We start from the raw sequence: 17205 nt of genomic DNA, 5'->3' as shown, positions 1-17205 counted from the left end.
TCAAAATTTTTATAAAAATGGGAAATATTTAATGTTTTATAATTATCACATGCATTCAAGTTTTTCTAGTAATAGTAAAACTACTATAGAAGATATTATAAAATGAAACCACAATTTAAAAATATATAATTATTTTTTCACTCCTTTATGAATATATTTAAACATAAGGGGGTGATTTATTGAGAATCCCTAATCTCATATTCTCTACCATAATATTGTTTATATCTAACTTTGTAGTAAGGATACTTGGATTTATATATAAGATTTTTTTATCTAGAATAATTGGTGAGTCTGGATTAGGTATTTACCATATATTATTTAATTTTTTAATGGCATCTATTGCATTAACTACTACAGGTATACCTACTGCTTTAAGCTGTCTTGTTGCAAATAAAAATGCAATTAAAGATAAACACAGCCAAAATGTTTTATTTATATCAACCCTATATGTATCATTTTTTATTTCCTTTACCTTGTCATTACTTATTTCATTTAATGCTAAATATTTATCGGTTAAATTTTTTAATGATAGTAGATTTTATTTATTAATTTTAGGAATTAGTCCTGCTGTTGTAGTAATAACTATATCTAATGTGTTAAGAGGATACTATTATGGAATAAAAAATGCTACAGTACCAGCTATAGGCCAAGTTATAGAACAAATCTGTAGAATATTATTTGTATTTACAATTATTAGCTATATAAAAAAAGATTCATTAAATTGTTATATAGCTATATTAGGAATATCTATTGGCGAAATTGCTAATATTTTTTTCATAACATGTTGTTTATATAAAAACTCAAATTTATCTAATAAATATATAATAAATATTAAAGATTTTTATAATGCATCTATAGAAACACTAAAAATATCTTTACCTCTAACTTGTAACAGAATGTCAAATATTTTACTTAATTCTATTAGTTCTATGATAATACCATCAAGATTAGCACTATCTGGTTTAAGCTATCATCAATCATTAAGTATATATGGAGTAATAAGTGGAATGGTTATGCCTTTTATATATATTCCATTTACATTAGGCTCTGCTTTAGTTGTTAATTTAATTCCTAGTATTTCACAAGAAGTTTCTCTAAAAAACTATAAAGCTATAAAATTAAAAACTTTATATGCAGTATTATTAACATTATTTGTTGGTAGTCTATGTTCCATTATTTTTTATTTTTGGGGAGACAAATTATGTTTGATAGTATTTAAGAATTCATCAGCTGGTATGTATCTAAAATCAATGTTCTTATTACCTTTATTTACTTCATTAAATCAAACACTTTCTGCAATACTTCATGCAATTAGAAAAGAAGTTCACTCTAGCATAATTACAATATCCACTATAGTAATTCAATTAATTTTATTATATATATTGCTACCTATTCCAAGTATAAATATAAATGGATACATTTATACGACTACATTAACATCAATGCTTTCATCTTTATTACATACTATTGTTCTTTATAGGTCTTTTAAATTTTCAAAATATTAGGAGGTTAAAATGAATACTAATATTAAACCTTTTTATATATACACCGATAAAAATTCTTTATATATAAAAAATATAAATGAAAATACTGAAAAATTAGCTAGTAATATACATTCTTATTCTGCTAATATTGATGATGATAATAATATTCATATATTGGGTATAGATAATTTCGGAAAAATTATTCATTTTTTCAATAATGATGGTCATTGGGATAAAAAGGTGATTCGTAGATGTTTTAATAATACTAAAAATATTAAAGATGTAAGGCTTTATGTCATAAATAACTATTTTAATCTGTTTATTGTTGAAAAATATCCATTAGATGAAAATCTCTATAAATTATCTCACTTAAACTTCACTCCTTCTAACTATAAACTTTTTAGACATACAATTGATAAGGTATTTAAAGATAATTCATCAATATATAAACTAAATATAGATGAATTATCAAACATAGTATTTCAGTATAAAACTATAGATTTATTATCTAGAGATGTAGTTGATCACACTATGATATTTAATAGTATTTCTAGAAAGTGGCTTACAAATACACCTTTATATCGTAGTAATCAAATATCTTTTAATAAACAAAATATTAACTCTAATATAAAAAGTGATATTTTTGAATACTGCTATAGCATAAAATATAAATTATAGTATATAAAAAGAAAAAGAGGCTATATAAAATAGCCTCTTTTCTAGATAATTATCTATTACAATTACATCCATTTCCATTGTTATTAGTGTTATTATTAGTAGTAATAGTTGTTGCTGGGCAAGTTGTAAAATCACAAACTTTTCCAAAAGTATCTACTAGTCTTGGGTCTACTGCATTTGGAGCTGCTAATACTACTATTTGTTCACTTACTAAAATACTAACTACTTCTTCTAAGCAAAGTATCAAATCTATTCCATTTGGTATACAGAAGTCATATAAACATTCACAGCAACTTTCATCTACTAATCTTAATAATGCTTTTCCTATCCAATCAACATTTAAAGAAGTTTGGAAGTTTTGTCTTAGTATAAATGATTTTCCATTTGCTGGTACACACATAGGAGCTGTTAAAGTATTAAAATTAAATACTACTGCATCAGTTAACTGTAAATTTCCAGTATCTGTCATTATAGCTGGATATGCAAGTACTGTAATATCTGTACATCCACATTTTCCTTTTAATTCTAGTACTAGATTTTCAACTACAACATTTAATCCTCTTTCTTTGTATCCTACTCTTTCGCCTTTTCCTTGGAAACAGCATTCAGTATTTTTATTTCCACAAACATTATATTCAAAAGAAGTTTGGCAGAATTCACTATTTGTATTGTCCACAAATTCTGGACAAAGATTTTCATTACAAGGTTCAGTTTCAAACTGCACTATAGGTCTTACTGTATAGTCTTCTAAAGTAGTACATCCAGGATTTATTATTATATCTGTATAGTTCAGGCATACTTTATCTATATTTACATTTACAACACCTGTTCTTGGAATAGGACCATTAACTGATACAACTTCGTATTCAAAAAATAAGTCATTTCCATTAGGAGCCTGTGCTTCTGTAAATACTTGGAATTTAATGCTATCAAATATTCTGTTTGTTTCTATTGCAAGTGGTACACTATTTGCTGTTGAGAATTTATTTGCTGATATAGGATTGCAGCATCCTTCTTCAAATACCTTGTGTACGCATTCATCAGCTTCTACTTGACAAGGTTCACAATAACATTCATTGTGGTTGTGCTTATTGTTATGTTTTGAATTACATGAACAATCGCATTCCTTTTCATATTCATCATTATGTTTATTACAGTTACATCCATTTGATTTATAATATCTAGATATATCTTCTTGTACTTCTTCATTTAAGTCTTCTCTAGCTTCATTTTGTAGAGTTGATTGATTTAATTTTCTTTTATTTTTTTTAAGATCTTGCATCCTTCATTGTCCTCCCCTTAAATGAATTATAAAACCAATTGGCTTCTGTGCCTACTTAATAATATGCGTACAAATTAATATTTGTTACTTAAACAAGCTTACTATTTATATAAGTAGAATAAAATTTTTTATATTAAATATATATTTATTATGAAAACTTTTATAAGGAGGAGTTTTATGAGTTTTATTAATAAAGGTTCTACAATTATAAGAAGGTCTAATAAAGAGCTATTTAAATTCACCATAGATAATGATATAAAAATTAATCACTATGATACAAATAATAATTTATTATCTAGTAATGTTATAGCAAATTTAAAAGGAATGAATTTTACAACTTGTTACTTTTCATTGTGTAATAATGATGATATTTATGGAGTATATAATGACAATGGTATAAAAATGTTACATATACCTAAAGGATATTCTACTCCTACTAAAAAAGATCTTTTTAACTATGATTATAATAAATTCAATATTATATTTCCGTATATAAATGTAGTAAATAATGATATGCATATTATCTACTTTGTTTATAATAATAATTCTAGTAACACCTGTGCATTATTTCATAACTATAACCATAATGGTATTTGGATTGAAAATAAGATTGATTTCATTAGCCATATAGTGTTAGATAATTTTTCAGTTTTATGGGTTCAAAATTCTCCAATTGTATTTTATTTCAATCTTGTAAATGGATGTGAGGAAGTATTTTTTTCTAGATTTAATTCTAGTACATTAACATGGTCTACGCCTTGTCAAATTACTAATTCAAATAAAAATAAATTATATTTATCAGTTTTAAAAGATAATATAAATTTTTATCATTTAACATTTTGTGAGAACATAGATAATGGATATGCAGTTAAATATATGAATGGTTATTTAAGTGAAAATAAGTTTGATATAAATACTTCTAATTATATATCTGGACCATCAACTTGTATATACCCTAGTTTAGTTAAGCATAATTCTTATCTTAACTTAATGTGGGTTAACTATAATAAACTATATACAGCATGTTCTGATAATTTAGGAAAAACATGGAGTGAACATGAAATAGATGATAATAGTTTAGATGAAGATTTTTGTAAATCTAAGTTTATTTCAAATTATTCTGATGACTTATCTTATAATACCACTTCAGTATTTAGTATTAATAATGATATAAGTATAATAGGATTTTAAAATTTTAGTGTTGCTATTTAGTAACACTAAAAAATCCCAAAACACCGGTGGCCCAATAAATTCATACCCGAGATACTCCCAGGTGGGTGACCTGCTACTAACTTTTAACTTCCTGTATAAATACAGGCCTGTTATATTTTAGTAGACACAGTCTCCCGTTTAACATTTGTCGGTTGAATTTAAATAAGCCGTATCGAATGCTTCAGGATTTTATATTATTATTATATCTTAAAAAGCAATATCTTAAAAGTWGTTTTGTATGACAATTATTCTAAATTTATTTATTTTTTCCATATTATTTTCTATTTTCTTTTATGTATTCACCTGAGTCGTCATATTCTTCATAATAATCATCATATTCATCCTCATCTTCGTATTCCTCATACTCTTCATAATCATCATACTCTTCATATTTTTTATCATCATCTATTCTTAAAAGACTTCCTAATAACTTAAGATTATTCATGCTACCTAAGTTATTTATATTTACTAAAGAGCTTAAACTAAATCCTCCATCTCCAAAATCATCTGGCAAAAATAATTCTGCAAATAAATCTATCTTCTTCTTCATATCCATAGCTTTATCAAGAGAGTCTTTTCTTTTTTCAGGAAATACTTCTAATATTTCTCTTATCATCATATTCTTTTTATCTTCATCATCCATACTTCTAAAAAAGTTTGTTTCTTCGTAATCATCAAAATCAATTCCATTAAGTTTCTTTATACCTTTTACTAAATCTAGTAAACTTTCTATTTTTATTAAAATTTTTCTTTCTTCAGGTGACATATACTTTTTAGTTCTTGTTATTATTTCCATACCACGATCTAAATCTTCATCACTTAAATCCATCATTTTCATACCCCTATTTATATCATTCATATTAAATTTAAACAAATCATTTTCGCGATTATTCGAAGTTTTTGTTTTTTTAACTGATCTTCCTCTTACTTTTCTTTCTTTAGTCCGTTTACTTTCTTCATTACTTAATTTAGGCTTATTTTTATTATNCAWAGATTTATTTTTACTATCAAACAACGATATATTTCCATTACTTAATGCTAGCATTCCGATAATTAATAGTAGATTATTCAATACAAGTCACCCCTTAAACTATACTACTCCCTCATATATAAATATGTTTTATTTAATGTTAGTGTTACTTTTTTTTGGAGTATGTGCATATATATTATTTATAATAAATTTTATTTAATCTAATTCACTTGGCTACTTCAAATTATATCTATATATAAATAATATGAATAAAATTTAATTTATATTATAAGAAAGGGGTAAATTTATGAAAAAAATAGATACAGATATGTTAGAAAAAATGGCTAAAGAAAAAAATATAGACAAGGAGAAAATAGAAAAGATAGCTGATGGATATAAAGGAAAATCAGAAAATGAATTAATAGATGAGCTTGTTAAAATAGGAAAAAACTTAGAAGGTAAAGAACAAGTTGTTTCTAAGTTAAAAGCTTTTTTAAATGATGAGCAAAGAAAAAAATTGGATTCTGTAATGAATAAAATATCAGATGCAGAAATTAAAGATAAGTTAGAAAATAAGAAAAGTAAATCTAAAAAGCAGACTCCATCAAATGATTCTTCTACTTCTTCAAATTTAAATAAATCTAAAAAAACTAAACCTTCAAATAATCATCAAAATACAATTAATAAAAATACATCAGAAACTAATACTCCTAAAAAAACTAAAAAAACTATTGATTAACTTAATTTTTTATATAATATCTTAATATAAAAAATGCTAGAGTTAATACTCTAGCATTTTATTTATAGTTTTTTATGTATACTTGATATAATATTATCTTTAATTAAAGCAGCTTTTCTTAATATAACTTCACATTCATTAGAATAATATTCTTTTAATTCTTTATTTTCTAATGAACTTAAATTTACTTTTACATTTAAAATTGCACCTTCTACTCCCGTATATAACATAAGTGTTCCTACACCTATATCTGTAATTGCATTTTGGTTTCCATATTCAAGAATATACTCTATTATACTTAATGCCTTTAAACATTCTTTTGATGTTTTAAATGGAACATCTATTGAAAATAAAGTAGCTTCTTGTATTGCACTATTTCTATATTTAACTTGCTCTTCACTATCCTTTGGAAGCCTTATCGCTTTCATAAATTCATTGAAAGATTCAGTGTCTTTATCAATAAGATCAACTAATTCAGCTCTTATATCTGATAATTGATTAAATCTTTCTAAAAACTCAATTCTTATACTTTCATCTAAATTTTCATATTTTTTCTTACCAAAACTTAAATGTGCCATCATTCTTGCTAACCCTATACCTATGTTACCAGCTAATGCTGATACTGATCCACCACCAGGTGCTGGAGAATTAGAATCAACTTCATCAGAAAATTCACATATAGTCATATCAACTAATTTCATAATTACCCCCCTATTTTTTAATAATATTAATATTTATTAAAATTAACTATATTTTGCTTAGTATTACTTTATCATCTACTACTAAATTTCCATTTTTATAAACTTGTTTAGTATGATTTATTCCAAAGTGATACATTAAATATTCTATATTAGGAGCGTCAAATACTACTAAATCTGCTTTTTTACCTATTTCTATAGACCCAATTTCATTTTGTCTATCTATAGCATATGCTGCATTTATAGTAACTGCATTTAGTACTTCATAAGGTGTCATTTTAAGTCCTAAACAACCTAACTGCATTACAAACTGTAAGTTTTCACTAGGACAACTTCCAGGATTATAATCGCTAGATAAAGCTATTCCTAAGTTTGAATCAATCATCTTTCTAGCATTTGCATAGGGCTTATTTAAGTTAAAAGATGTAGCTGGAAGTAAATTAGCAATGACTTTATTTTTAGCCATCATATCTATACCTTCTTCACTAGCTGCCATTAGATGATCTGCTGATATACACTTTAATTTAGCTGATAACTCAGCTCCACCTAATGACTCAATTTCATCTGCGTGTATTTTTAATTTAAATCCCATTTCTTTTGCTTTTGATAATATCAATTCACTTTCTTCTATTGAAAATACTCCTTCTTCACAAAATACATCACAAAATTCCGCTAACTCTAATTCTTTAATCTTAGGCATCATCTCATTAATTAAAATATCTATATATTTTTTACTATTGTTTTTGTACTCAATAGGTATTGCATGAGCACCTAGAAAGGTATGAACTAAATCAACTGGATGAGTTTTATTTAATTGATGAGCAACTTTTAGTTGTTTTATTTCCGTATCTATCTCTAATCCATATCCACTTTTAGACTCTACAGTAGTAACACCTAATTCTAACATCCTATCAAGGCTTTTTATTGCTTTAGAATATAGTTCTTCATCAGAATGTTCTTTAGTTGACTTTACAGTGCTAAGTATTCCTCCACCTTCTTTTAAAATTTCTATATATGGTATTCCTGAAATTTTTTTAGAAAATTCATTTTCCCTTGAACCACCATGAACTAAGTGAGTATGTGAATCTATAAGTCCTGGAGTAACTAAAAGCCCCTGTGCATCATTTATTTCAGTATTAAAATTAACTATATTTTTATAATTTTCTCCTATACCTATCTCAATAAATATTCCATCTTTTATTGCTACATATGCATCTTCAAGGATTTCTACATTATTCATATCCTTACCTACTACTGGAGTATTTTTACTTCTCATAGTAGCTAATTTTCCTATATTTTTAATTACTAAATCTGCTTTCATAATTTTACTCCATTAAATTAGTCTCTAAAACTTTATTTAAATCAAAGTTTTCTAATCCTAAATAATATGCTGAAACATCTATAAGTGCTTCCATTGGACATAGTCCAACTATTTCACTTCCAATTACATTTACTCCATATCTTCTAGCTTCCATCTTTACAGCTTCAAATGCTCTATACATACTTGTTTTAGTATAATCAGTTAAGTTCATAGTTACTTGTGTCATTTTTCTTTCTGGTACTTCAACTGGACCTGCTTTTATAAACCTATATCCTCCATTAGAATATCTTATTGTTTTTGCAATTTTTGATGCTATTTCTATATCTTCAGTATCAAGATTTATATTATATGCTATAAGAGGTCTTCTTGCACCAATAGCTATTGCACCGGCTGTATTATGTTTCTTAGCATCTCCAAAATCAGGCATCCAATTAATATCTCTAAGTTTTTCATCTAATCCTTCATACTCGCCTTTTCTAACAGTTGCTAAATTTATTCTTTCTGGATTAGTTGCAGCACTTTCATATAAAAATACCGGAATATTATATTTACTTGCTACTTCATTTCCAAGTTCTTTTGCTAAATCTATAGCATCATCCATAGTCATATCTTTTATAGGTATAAATGGACAAACATCTGTAGCTCCAAATCTTGAATGTTGTCCTCTATGGTTATTCATATCTATCAAATCTGTAGCTACTCCTATAGCTTCTAAAACTGCATTTTTAACTTTATTTGGTTCTCCTATTACAGTTACAACTAATCTATTATAGTTTTTATCAGCTTCATAGTTAAGTAATTTTACCCCCTCTTTTCCTCTTAATGGTTGAACTATCTTTTCTATTTTTTCTAAATCTCTTCCTTCACTAAAATTTGGTATACATTGAACTATAGCCATATTTACCCCCTGTAATTAAATTAAATATATAATTAGTTAGTAGAGATTATAATCTTAGGTATAATAAATTATAATCTCTACTAATTTAAATTTAGCTATATATTATATTATCTATCTACTAATTCATTTATTAACTCTTCACTTACAATATAAGGAAGTGTTATATGATCTTTGCCTTCACACATTTTGTTGTATTCCATAGCAGTAGTTATTGAATTTTCATTTCTAGCCCAAGCACGTCTAGCAACTCCATTCATAACATCCCATGGCATAGAAGTTCTAAGGATATCATCAACTCTTTGAGATCCATCTAGAACCATTCCAAATCCACCATTTATAGATTTACCTATTCCTACTCCACCACCATTGTGAAGTGCTACCAAACTCATTCCTCTTGCACAATTTCCTGCAAAACAGTGAGTAGCCATATCAGCCATTATATTACTTCCATCCTTTATATTTGATGTTTCTCTAAATGGAGAATCTGTTCCTGATACATCATGATGATCTCTACCTAACATTACAGGTCCTATTTCACCACGTCTAACCATATCATTAAATTTAAGAGCAATGTTTGTTCTTCCTAGTGCATCTTGATAAAGTATTCTAGCTTGCGTTCCTACAACTAATTTATTTTTCTTTGCATCTCTTATCCAAATCCAATTATCTCTATCTTGATATCTTCTATCAGGATCTATTATTTCCATAGCTGCTCTATCAGTTTTTTCTAAATCTTCTTGTTTTCCAGATAAGCAAACCCATCTAAATGGACCATACCCATAATCAAATAATTGTGGCCCTAATATATCTTCAACATATGATGGGAATATAAATCCATCTTTTTCATCTACTCCATTTTTAGATATTTCTTTGCACCCAGCATCATATATGGCTTTCATAAAACTATTTCCATAATCAAAAAAATATACACCTCTATTGTGTAGTTCTTTGATTAGTTCAAAATGCTTCATTAGTGTTTTATCAACTAATTTTGTAAATGTTTCTTTATCTTCTGCTAATAATTTTGTTCTTTCTTCAAATGTTATACCGCAAGGGCAATACCCACCATCATAAACAGCATGGCAAGATGTTTGATCTGATAATAAATCTATATGTATATTATCTTTAACTGCATATTCTAATAAATCCACTATATTACCATGATAAGCTATTGCACATGGCTCATTATTTTTTATACATTCATTAGCCATTTCAAAAGCTTCTTTACAAGTTTTAGCTATTTTACTAACCCAACCTTGTGTATATCTAGTTTCAATTCTAGAATAATCAACTTCAGCTATTATACCTACACCACCAGCTATTTCAACAGCTTTTCCTTGAGCTCCACTCATTCCACCTAAGCCCGATGTTACAAATAATTTTCCTCTTAAATCTGAATCTTTATCTATATTAAGCATTAATCTTCCTGCATTTAATAATGTTGAATATGTTCCATGCACTATTCCCTGTGGTCCTATATACATCCATCCTCCTGCTGTCATTTGACCATAGTTAGATACACCAATAGCAGATGCTCTCTTATAATCTTCTAAATTATCAAACATACCAACCATAAGACCATTAGTAAGTATAACTCTTGGTGCATCTGGTTTTGACTTAAATAATCCAAGTGGATGACCAGATTGAATTACCAATGTTTGATCTTCTGTTAAAACTTTTAAATATTCTTTTACTAATACATACTGCATCCAGTTTTGAAATACTTGACCTGTTTCTCCATATGTAACAAGTTCATAAGGATAAAGAGCTATATCAAAGTCTAGATTATTATCTATCATAACTTGAAAAGCCCTTCCCTCTATACATTTCCCTTCATATTCATCAATATTTTTTCCTTTTATATTGCCATCTGGTCTAAATCTATATCCATATATTCTCCCTGTAGTCATAAGTTCTTCTAAAAATTCTGGTGCTAATTCCTCATGATACTCCTCTGGTATATATCTTAATGCATTTTTTAATGCTAGCTTAATATCTTCTTGAGATAATTTAGATTCTCTTTTTGGTGCTCTTCTTATTCCATCTATAAAGTTAGGTACTTCTTTTGGTATATTAGTTATTTTTATACTCATAGAATTTTCTATCTCTTGATTTAAAATATTTAATTCTTTTACCATAAATTCTTCTCCCATTATTAATATCTTTATAAAATTTTTAATAAAATAAAAATAAATACTTTAATATAAAATATATTAAAATATTAATTAACTAATAACTCTTTACCTATTGCACTTTCAACAACCTCAACAAATAAGTTATCCTTTATTAACTCTTCTACAGTATTTATTTCTAAATACATAACTCTATCTTTCTCTACAAATGTTGTATGGTTTCTAACTGCATTGTATGCTGCATTACTTCCTACTCCAAGTTTTTTCTTTCCTCTTAAATCTATAGCTTGAGCTGCTCCTAATATCTCCATAGCTATTACCTTACGAGTATTTTCCATTATATCTCTTGCTTTTCTCGCTGCTATTGTTCCCATAGATACATGGTCTTCTTGATTTGCTGATGACGGTATTGAATCTACACTTGCTGGATGTGCCAAAACTTTATTTTCTGATACTAAAGATGCTGCACTATATTGTACTATCATAAATCCAGAATTTAAGCCTCCTTGGTTTACTAAGAATGCTGGTAAACCATGATTTATTGCTGGATTTACTAATTTTTCTAATCTTCTTTCTGATATATTTGCAAGTTCTGATAAAGCTATTCCTAAAAAGTCAAAACTTAATGCCATTGGTTGACCATGGAAATTTCCACCTGATATTACATCTTCTTTGTCTGCAAATATTATTGGATTGTCTGTTACTGAATTTATTTCTATATTTATCTTATTTGTTACATATTCTATTGCATCTTTGCTTGCACCATGTATTTGAGGTGTGCATCTTAAAGAATATGCATCTTGTACTCTAATCTCACCTTGTTTACTAGTCATTTCACTATTCTTTAATATATCTAATATATTTTTAGCTGTATTAATTTGACCTTTATGTGGTCTTACTTCATGAACTCTTTCATCCATAGCACATGTTATTCCATTTAATGCTTCCATTGTAAGACAATAAGCTATATCAGCTGTTTTTAATAAATTAATTGCATCATATGTAGTTAAAAGCCCTATGGCAGTCATAACTTGAGTTCCGTTTATAAGTGCTAGTCCTTCTTTCGAGGATAATCCATCTATTATATTTATTCCTGCTTTATTCATTGCATCTTTAGAACTCATTCTTTGCCCATTGTATATAGCTTCACCTTCTCCAATCATAGTTAAAACCATATGAGATAATGGTGCTAAATCTCCTGATGCTCCTAATGATCCTTTTTCTGGTATAATAGGATGAACTCCTTTATTTATCATATCTACTAAAGTCTGTAATGTCTCTATTTTTATACCTGAATATCCTTTAGATAAATTATTAACTCTAAGTAACATAATTGCTCTTACAATCTCTTCGCTTAATGGATTACCTACTCCACAAGAGTGACTTATTATTAAATTCTTTTGTAGTAATTTTGAATCCTCTCTAGATATAGCCACATCTGAAAACCTTCCAAAACCAGTAGTTATTCCATATGATATTTTTTCTTCATCTACCAACTTATCTACTAAAGCTCTAGCTTTTTTTACATTCATTATTGCATCATCAGTAATTTCAACTTCATAATTATGTCTACAAACATTAACAACATCTTCAATAGTTAAACTTTTGCCATCAATAAGAACTTTTTCCATATTTATACTCCTTAATAATTATTTTATACTCATGTCTCCATAAAATATATTCCCATGATTTCTTTNTCATGTCTCCATAAAATATATTCCCATGATTTCTTTATTAGTACAAAAAAAAGACAAACTATAAAATTTTGTAGTTTGTCTTTTTTATTTATTTTCTAGTTATTACACTTTCTCTTTCCACTATTCTGTAAGGTAATTCTATTTTTTTACTTTCTAATGGTTCTTTATTTATTAACTTTATAACCATTCTCATAGCAACAGCTCCCATATCATATAAAGGTTGATATACTGTTGTTAACTTAGGTCTATACATTTTTGCTATTTTAACATCATTAAATCCTGCAACTGAAATATCTTCAGGTACTTTATATCCTTTATCACAAGCTGCATTTATAGCACCTATAGCAGCTTCATCTCCAGTTACAAATGCAGCATGAGGTACTATACCTTCTTCTAAAAGCTCATTCATACTCTTATAACCAGCTTCATAAGTAGTTCCACCGTATTTTATTAAACTTTCATCTAATTTTATATTATTTTCATTTAAAGCTTGTTCATATCCAGCTAGTCTTTCTCTTTCTAATATCGTATCATCTTTACTTGTCATTATGAATGCAATATCTTCATGGCCTTTATCTATAAGATATTTAGTCATATCATATGTTGCTTCTGTGTTACTTGTACTAACTGTATATATATCATAATCTCTTGCCGTTTTACTTATATATGTTGCTGGTATTCCACAATTTTGAATATAGTTTATATGATCTTCTTCAACTTTCCAACAAATCATAACTATACCTTCTACTTGCTTGGCTCTAAGTAAATTTATACTTTTTAGTTCTTGTTCTTTATCTGAATAAGTATTTGCTAAAAGTATTTCATAATCATACATCTTTGCTACTTCTTCTATTCCATTTAATATTTCATTTACAAAAGAATCCGAAACTTCAGGAACTATTACTCCTATTAATTGACTTCTTTTTGTTACTAAACTTCTCGCTAGTGGGTTTGGTATATATCCTGTTTCTTTTATTACATCTAAAACTTTTTGTTTAACTTCATCCGTTACTGGTTTTGAGTCATTTATTACTCTAGATACTGTAGATATAGAAACGCCTGCTTTTTTAGCTACATCTTTTATAGTTATTGTACCTCTCATATTGATATCCTCCTTATGTAGTACTATTTATTTCAATTCGATATAATCTATTTTAAAACTCAATTATACTATTATTATAGTATTATGTAAACATAATTATTTTATTTTTGACCTTTCTTATTTAAATTATGTATTTCATTATATAAACTTATTCAACATAAATAAAAGGTACTGGTATAAAACCAGCACCTTTATTACTAAATATTCTTATTAGCATCCATCACCAAATAATCCACCACAAGAGCAAGCTATTAATAATAATATTAAGAATGGTATCCAATCAGTTATACATATTTCATTCCAAGTATCTCCAAATGCTAAGAATAAGAAGAATAATATTATTATCCACCATCCTGCACCAAAGTCATCATCGCATCCACCAAAGAATCTATCTAACATAATAAAAATCCCCCTTGTATATTGTTTGATAAACCATATATAAGTTTATATATGATTTTAATACCTATGATGTTACTTTAAATCTTATTTTCTAATTAAAGCATCCTCCACAGCTACAAAGTATTAATAATACTATTAAGAATGGTATCCATGCCATTATATCTAGATCATTCCAGCAATCTCCAAATGCTAAGAATAAGAAGAATAATATTATTATCCACCATGCTCCTTCTCCAAAAAATCCATCATTACCAAATAATCTTTCTAACATTTTGCTACCTCCTGTTGATATTTATATTGAGCTTTCGCTCTTAACATATAATATGCAACTAAGGTAATTTGTGATATTGTTTTTATACAGTTTTATTTTATTTTCCAAAGAAAAAGGATGCAAAATTCGCATCCTTTTTCACATTACTAATTATRATTTARTTACTAATTATAATTTAGCAGTCATATCCATTATCTAAGCATCCACAGTCTTCGTCAAAGCCTCCACCACATGAGCATACAATTAGTAATAATATTAAGAATGGTATCCAGTCAGTTATACATATTTCACTCCAACATTCTTGGAAAGCTAAGAATAAGAAGAATAATACTATTATCCACCATGCTCCACCGTTAAAGAATCCATCTCCACCGAATATTCTACTTAATTTACCACCCACAAATATCCCCTCCTTAAATATATATACAATTAGAAAAACTTAGCTGACTATAGGATTTTTCATCCTTCTAATTATATACTATGTAAATTTTTATAAAGTGTTATTAAATTTTTGAATTTTTTTATTTTTAAAGGGACTGAGGTAGTCCCTTTAATATTGTTTAACAGCATCCTCCATCAAAACCAAAGTTAGTTAATAGTAATATTAATAATACTATCCAAATTAAAGCCATATCATCACAGAATAACCATTCGAATAAATCGTCACCTAATAAAAGTATTGCTGCTATTATTAATATTATTATTAATCCACCACCTCCGAATCCACATCCTCCAAAGAAACGTTGAATTCCTTGATGTTCTGACATTATTTATGCCCCCTTTTTTATTTATAGGTAACTATTTTATTACCTATTTAATAAATAATATGTATTTATGAATAAAATTGTTACATTTTACTATTTTATAGAATTAATATATTTGGGCAAAAAAAAAGAAATCATATAGATTTCTAAAAACTAATAACAACTATCATCAAAATTAAATAGTAATAAAATTATTAATATTATCCAAATCCACATACTGTCATCATCAAAAAAATTATCAAGTAAATCTGTACAGATTATTAGAAAAACTAAAACTATTATTATTAATAATTTATTACCAAATATTCCATCTTTTCCTCCAAAAAATCGGGATATCGTATCTTCTAGCTTAGCCATGACATTCCCTCCATTAAAATTGCTACTATACTAACTATATGTATTAATTGGTAAAGAAGTTACCTCTATCAATCCCTTATTAATAATTTTTTCTAGCTCTTGTTCACATAAATCATTATACTTTTCTACATCTTCTAAATATTTTAAATCTGATTCTGAAATACTTTTTATTAAACTTTCTATAGATTTAACTTTGTACTCTTTATATTCCTTCACTAAAAAAGATGTATTTGAACTTTTTATTCCATTTTTTAAATTAATTAATCTGGATATATATTCATCCTTTTTTGCTATTACCTCTTCTTCTTTTTTTACTATATCCTCTAAAATTATATTACTTTCTACTATGTAGTCTTCTATTTTTTGAATATCTAATGTTATAGAATTATAGTAAAGATTTGTTAATATAACTAAGAATACTGCTATAGATGATATTAATAGTCCTATGTATTTCATAAGTTTCCTCCTATGTTAAAATTTATATATGTTAAATTTATATTCACACTTTATAACTTTATTACTTTTTATTTAAATGTATATTGAAAAATTGTCCATCTTATATTAAACTACAATTAAAAATATCATTTATTACAGGAGGGTAATATGTTTGAAAAAGTAAGATCAATAGTTTCTGAACAATTATCTATAGATGATGTAGATACTATAACTCTAGAAACATCTTTAACTGACGATTTAGAAGCAGACTCTTTAGATGCAGTTGAAGTTATAATGGCTCTTGAAGATGAATTTGGTATAGAAATACCAGATGAAGAAGCTGAAAACTTCAAAACAATAGGAGATATTTGTAAATTTATAGAAAATAATAAATAAAACCGAGAGTTATCTCGGTTTTATTTATTATTAACAATAGCAATCATCGTCATAGTTATTGTTATTAAATAAAAATAATATAAATACTATAGCTATAATCCATATTAATGAATTATTTTGATCAAAAAAACAACCTAAATCTCCATTTCCAAGTACTAATAATACTACTAATCCTAATATAAGAAAGACTAACGTTGGGTTATCATCAAAAAGATCAAATCCTCTAAACATCCCCTTTAATTGATCCACCTACACTCCCTCCTTTAATATGTAGACAATTYRTTTATAGATAAGTCTACAGGAACAAATTTCAATAGAGCAGGATTTAGGAAGCTGTTAGAAATATTAACTGCACGTAATGCAGATGGAG

19 protein-coding genes, 1 other RNA gene and 1 pseudogene are annotated in these 17205 nt (G+C 26.8%); 5 read left to right on the top strand and 16 right to left on the bottom strand.

Annotation, left to right across the window (positions count from 1 at the left end):
• The first annotated feature begins 179 nt into the window (after positions 1-179).
• The gene (locus tag G3997_RS01770) at positions 180-1505 is read left to right on the top strand and encodes a polysaccharide biosynthesis protein (RefSeq protein WP_296647147.1); all 1326 of its coding nucleotides are present in this window, start codon (positions 180-182) and stop codon (positions 1503-1505) included.
• A 9-nt stretch (positions 1506-1514) separates the two neighbouring features.
• On the top strand, positions 1515-2162 hold the full coding sequence (locus tag G3997_RS01765) for a hypothetical protein (RefSeq protein WP_296647144.1): 648 nt from the start codon (positions 1515-1517) through the stop codon (positions 2160-2162).
• 49 nt (positions 2163-2211) lie between these two features.
• On the opposite strand, the gene G3997_RS01760 is transcribed toward G3997_RS01765, so the two are convergent.
• Positions 2212-3444, bottom strand: coding sequence for a hypothetical protein (locus tag G3997_RS01760; protein WP_296647142.1), 1233 nt, complete (start codon positions 3442-3444; stop codon positions 2212-2214).
• 177 nt (positions 3445-3621) lie between these two features.
• On the opposite strand from G3997_RS01760, the gene G3997_RS01755 reads away from it, so the two are divergent.
• Complete coding sequence (locus G3997_RS01755) at positions 3622-4635, top strand: hypothetical protein (protein WP_296647138.1); 1014 nt, start codon at positions 3622-3624, stop codon at positions 4633-4635.
• 29 nt (positions 4636-4664) lie between these two features.
• Here G3997_RS01755 and ssrS read toward each other — a convergent pair.
• Both ssrS and G3997_RS11490 read right to left on the bottom strand, forming a co-directional pair.
• Positions 4665-4847: non-coding RNA, 6S RNA (ssrS, locus tag G3997_RS01750), on the bottom strand.
• A 107-nt stretch (positions 4848-4954) separates the two neighbouring features.
• Positions 4955-5701 (bottom strand): annotated as a pseudogene (locus tag G3997_RS11490) (hypothetical protein); the annotation flags it as partial.
• Between the two features lie 232 nt (positions 5702-5933).
• Here G3997_RS11490 and G3997_RS01740 point away from each other — a divergent pair.
• Positions 5934-6365 carry a hypothetical protein gene (locus G3997_RS01740; protein ID WP_296647134.1) on the top strand — a complete coding sequence of 144 codons (432 nt, stop codon included), beginning with the start codon at positions 5934-5936 and terminating at the stop codon, positions 6363-6365.
• Between the two features lie 62 nt (positions 6366-6427).
• Here G3997_RS01740 and G3997_RS01735 read toward each other — a convergent pair whose 3' ends face one another.
• The 12 genes from G3997_RS01735 to G3997_RS01680 form a co-directional block, all read right to left on the bottom strand.
• Entirely contained in the window at positions 6428-7066 is a 639-nt protein-coding gene (locus G3997_RS01735) for a cyclodeaminase/cyclohydrolase family protein (RefSeq protein WP_296647130.1), read from the bottom strand.
• 46 nt (positions 7067-7112) lie between these two features.
• Positions 7113-8384, bottom strand: a complete 1272-nt coding sequence (gene hutI / locus G3997_RS01730; RefSeq protein WP_296647127.1) for an imidazolonepropionase — start codon at positions 8382-8384, stop codon at positions 7113-7115.
• 4 nt (positions 8385-8388) lie between these two features.
• Positions 8389-9282, bottom strand: coding sequence for a glutamate formimidoyltransferase (gene ftcD, locus G3997_RS01725; protein ID WP_296647122.1), 894 nt, complete (start codon positions 9280-9282; stop codon positions 8389-8391).
• 107 nt (positions 9283-9389) lie between these two features.
• Positions 9390-11420 carry a urocanate hydratase gene (locus G3997_RS01720; protein ID WP_296647119.1) on the bottom strand — a complete coding sequence of 677 codons (2031 nt, stop codon included), beginning with the start codon at positions 11418-11420 and terminating at the stop codon, positions 9390-9392.
• 83 nt (positions 11421-11503) lie between these two features.
• Positions 11504-13045: a histidine ammonia-lyase gene (gene hutH, locus G3997_RS01715; RefSeq protein ID WP_296647116.1), complete on the bottom strand. Its 1542-nt coding sequence runs from the start codon at positions 13043-13045 to the stop codon at positions 11504-11506.
• Between the two features lie 154 nt (positions 13046-13199).
• A complete protein-coding gene (locus G3997_RS01710; RefSeq protein WP_296647111.1) occupies positions 13200-14213 on the bottom strand; it encodes a LacI family DNA-binding transcriptional regulator in 1014 nt (337 codons plus the stop codon).
• 210 nt (positions 14214-14423) lie between these two features.
• Complete coding sequence (locus G3997_RS01705) at positions 14424-14612, bottom strand: hypothetical protein (RefSeq protein WP_296647108.1); 189 nt, start codon at positions 14610-14612, stop codon at positions 14424-14426.
• Positions 14613-14703: 91 nt separating this feature from the next.
• Positions 14704-14883, bottom strand: coding sequence for a hypothetical protein (locus G3997_RS01700; RefSeq protein ID WP_296647105.1), 180 nt, complete (start codon positions 14881-14883; stop codon positions 14704-14706).
• 175 nt (positions 14884-15058) lie between these two features.
• Positions 15059-15283 (bottom strand): hypothetical protein, encoded by a 225-nt coding sequence (locus G3997_RS01695; RefSeq protein ID WP_296647104.1) that lies wholly within the window; start codon positions 15281-15283, stop codon positions 15059-15061.
• Between the two features lie 160 nt (positions 15284-15443).
• Complete coding sequence (locus G3997_RS01690) at positions 15444-15650, bottom strand: hypothetical protein (protein ID WP_296647099.1); 207 nt, start codon at positions 15648-15650, stop codon at positions 15444-15446.
• 150 nt (positions 15651-15800) lie between these two features.
• Positions 15801-16004 carry a hypothetical protein gene (locus G3997_RS01685; protein WP_296647094.1) on the bottom strand — a complete coding sequence of 68 codons (204 nt, stop codon included), beginning with the start codon at positions 16002-16004 and terminating at the stop codon, positions 15801-15803.
• A gap of 30 nt (positions 16005-16034) precedes the next feature.
• Positions 16035-16460 (bottom strand): hypothetical protein, encoded by a 426-nt coding sequence (locus tag G3997_RS01680; protein ID WP_296647091.1) that lies wholly within the window; start codon positions 16458-16460, stop codon positions 16035-16037.
• Positions 16461-16607: 147 nt separating this feature from the next.
• Here G3997_RS01680 and acpP point away from each other — a divergent pair, with 147 nt between their 5' ends.
• Complete coding sequence (acpP, locus tag G3997_RS01675; RefSeq protein WP_296647089.1) at positions 16608-16835, top strand: acyl carrier protein; 228 nt, start codon at positions 16608-16610, stop codon at positions 16833-16835.
• A gap of 30 nt (positions 16836-16865) precedes the next feature.
• Here acpP and G3997_RS01670 read toward each other — a convergent pair whose 3' ends face one another.
• Positions 16866-17084, bottom strand: a complete 219-nt coding sequence (locus G3997_RS01670; RefSeq protein ID WP_296647086.1) for a hypothetical protein — start codon at positions 17082-17084, stop codon at positions 16866-16868.
• Positions 17085-17205 lie beyond the last annotated feature (121 nt).

Source organism: Romboutsia sp. 13368 (assembly GCF_018336475.1).
In the GTDB taxonomy this organism is placed as follows: domain Bacteria; phylum Bacillota; class Clostridia; order Peptostreptococcales; family Peptostreptococcaceae; genus Romboutsia.
This window is presented reverse-complemented; position numbering and strand designations above follow the sequence as displayed.

Bases quoted from the DNA above. Each gene is read 5' to 3' on its own strand.
- acpP (WP_296647089.1), top strand. From the start codon at position 16,608: ATGTTTGAAAAAGTAAGATCAATAGTTTCTGAACAATTATCTATAGAT.
- G3997_RS01740 (WP_296647134.1), top strand. From the start codon at position 5,934: ATGAAAAAAATAGATACAGATATGTTAGAAAAAATGGCTAAAGAAAAA.
- G3997_RS01710 (WP_296647111.1), bottom strand. From the start codon at position 14,213: ATGAGAGGTACAATAACTATAAAAGATGTAGCTAAAAAAGCAGGCGTT.
- G3997_RS01680 (WP_296647091.1), bottom strand. From the start codon at position 16,460: ATGAAATACATAGGACTATTAATATCATCTATAGCAGTATTCTTAGTT.
- hutI (WP_296647127.1), bottom strand. From the start codon at position 8,384: ATGAAAGCAGATTTAGTAATTAAAAATATAGGAAAATTAGCTACTATG.
- G3997_RS01685 (WP_296647094.1), bottom strand. From the start codon at position 16,004: ATGGCTAAGCTAGAAGATACGATATCCCGATTTTTTGGAGGAAAAGAT.
- hutH (WP_296647116.1), bottom strand. From the start codon at position 13,045: ATGGAAAAAGTTCTTATTGATGGCAAAAGTTTAACTATTGAAGATGTT.
- G3997_RS01735 (WP_296647130.1), bottom strand. From the start codon at position 7,066: ATGAAATTAGTTGATATGACTATATGTGAATTTTCTGATGAAGTTGAT.
- G3997_RS01720 (WP_296647119.1), bottom strand. From the start codon at position 11,420: ATGGTAAAAGAATTAAATATTTTAAATCAAGAGATAGAAAATTCTATG.
- G3997_RS01705 (WP_296647108.1), bottom strand. From the start codon at position 14,612: ATGTTAGATAGATTCTTTGGTGGATGCGATGATGACTTTGGTGCAGGA.
- G3997_RS01755 (WP_296647138.1), top strand. From the start codon at position 3,622: ATGAGTTTTATTAATAAAGGTTCTACAATTATAAGAAGGTCTAATAAA.
- G3997_RS01760 (WP_296647142.1), bottom strand. From the start codon at position 3,444: ATGCAAGATCTTAAAAAAAATAAAAGAAAATTAAATCAATCAACTCTA.
- ftcD (WP_296647122.1), bottom strand. From the start codon at position 9,282: ATGGCTATAGTTCAATGTATACCAAATTTTAGTGAAGGAAGAGATTTA.
- G3997_RS01690 (WP_296647099.1), bottom strand. From the start codon at position 15,650: ATGTCAGAACATCAAGGAATTCAACGTTTCTTTGGAGGATGTGGATTC.
- G3997_RS01700 (WP_296647105.1), bottom strand. From the start codon at position 14,883: ATGTTAGAAAGATTATTTGGTAATGATGGATTTTTTGGAGAAGGAGCA.
- G3997_RS01765 (WP_296647144.1), top strand. From the start codon at position 1,515: ATGAATACTAATATTAAACCTTTTTATATATACACCGATAAAAATTCT.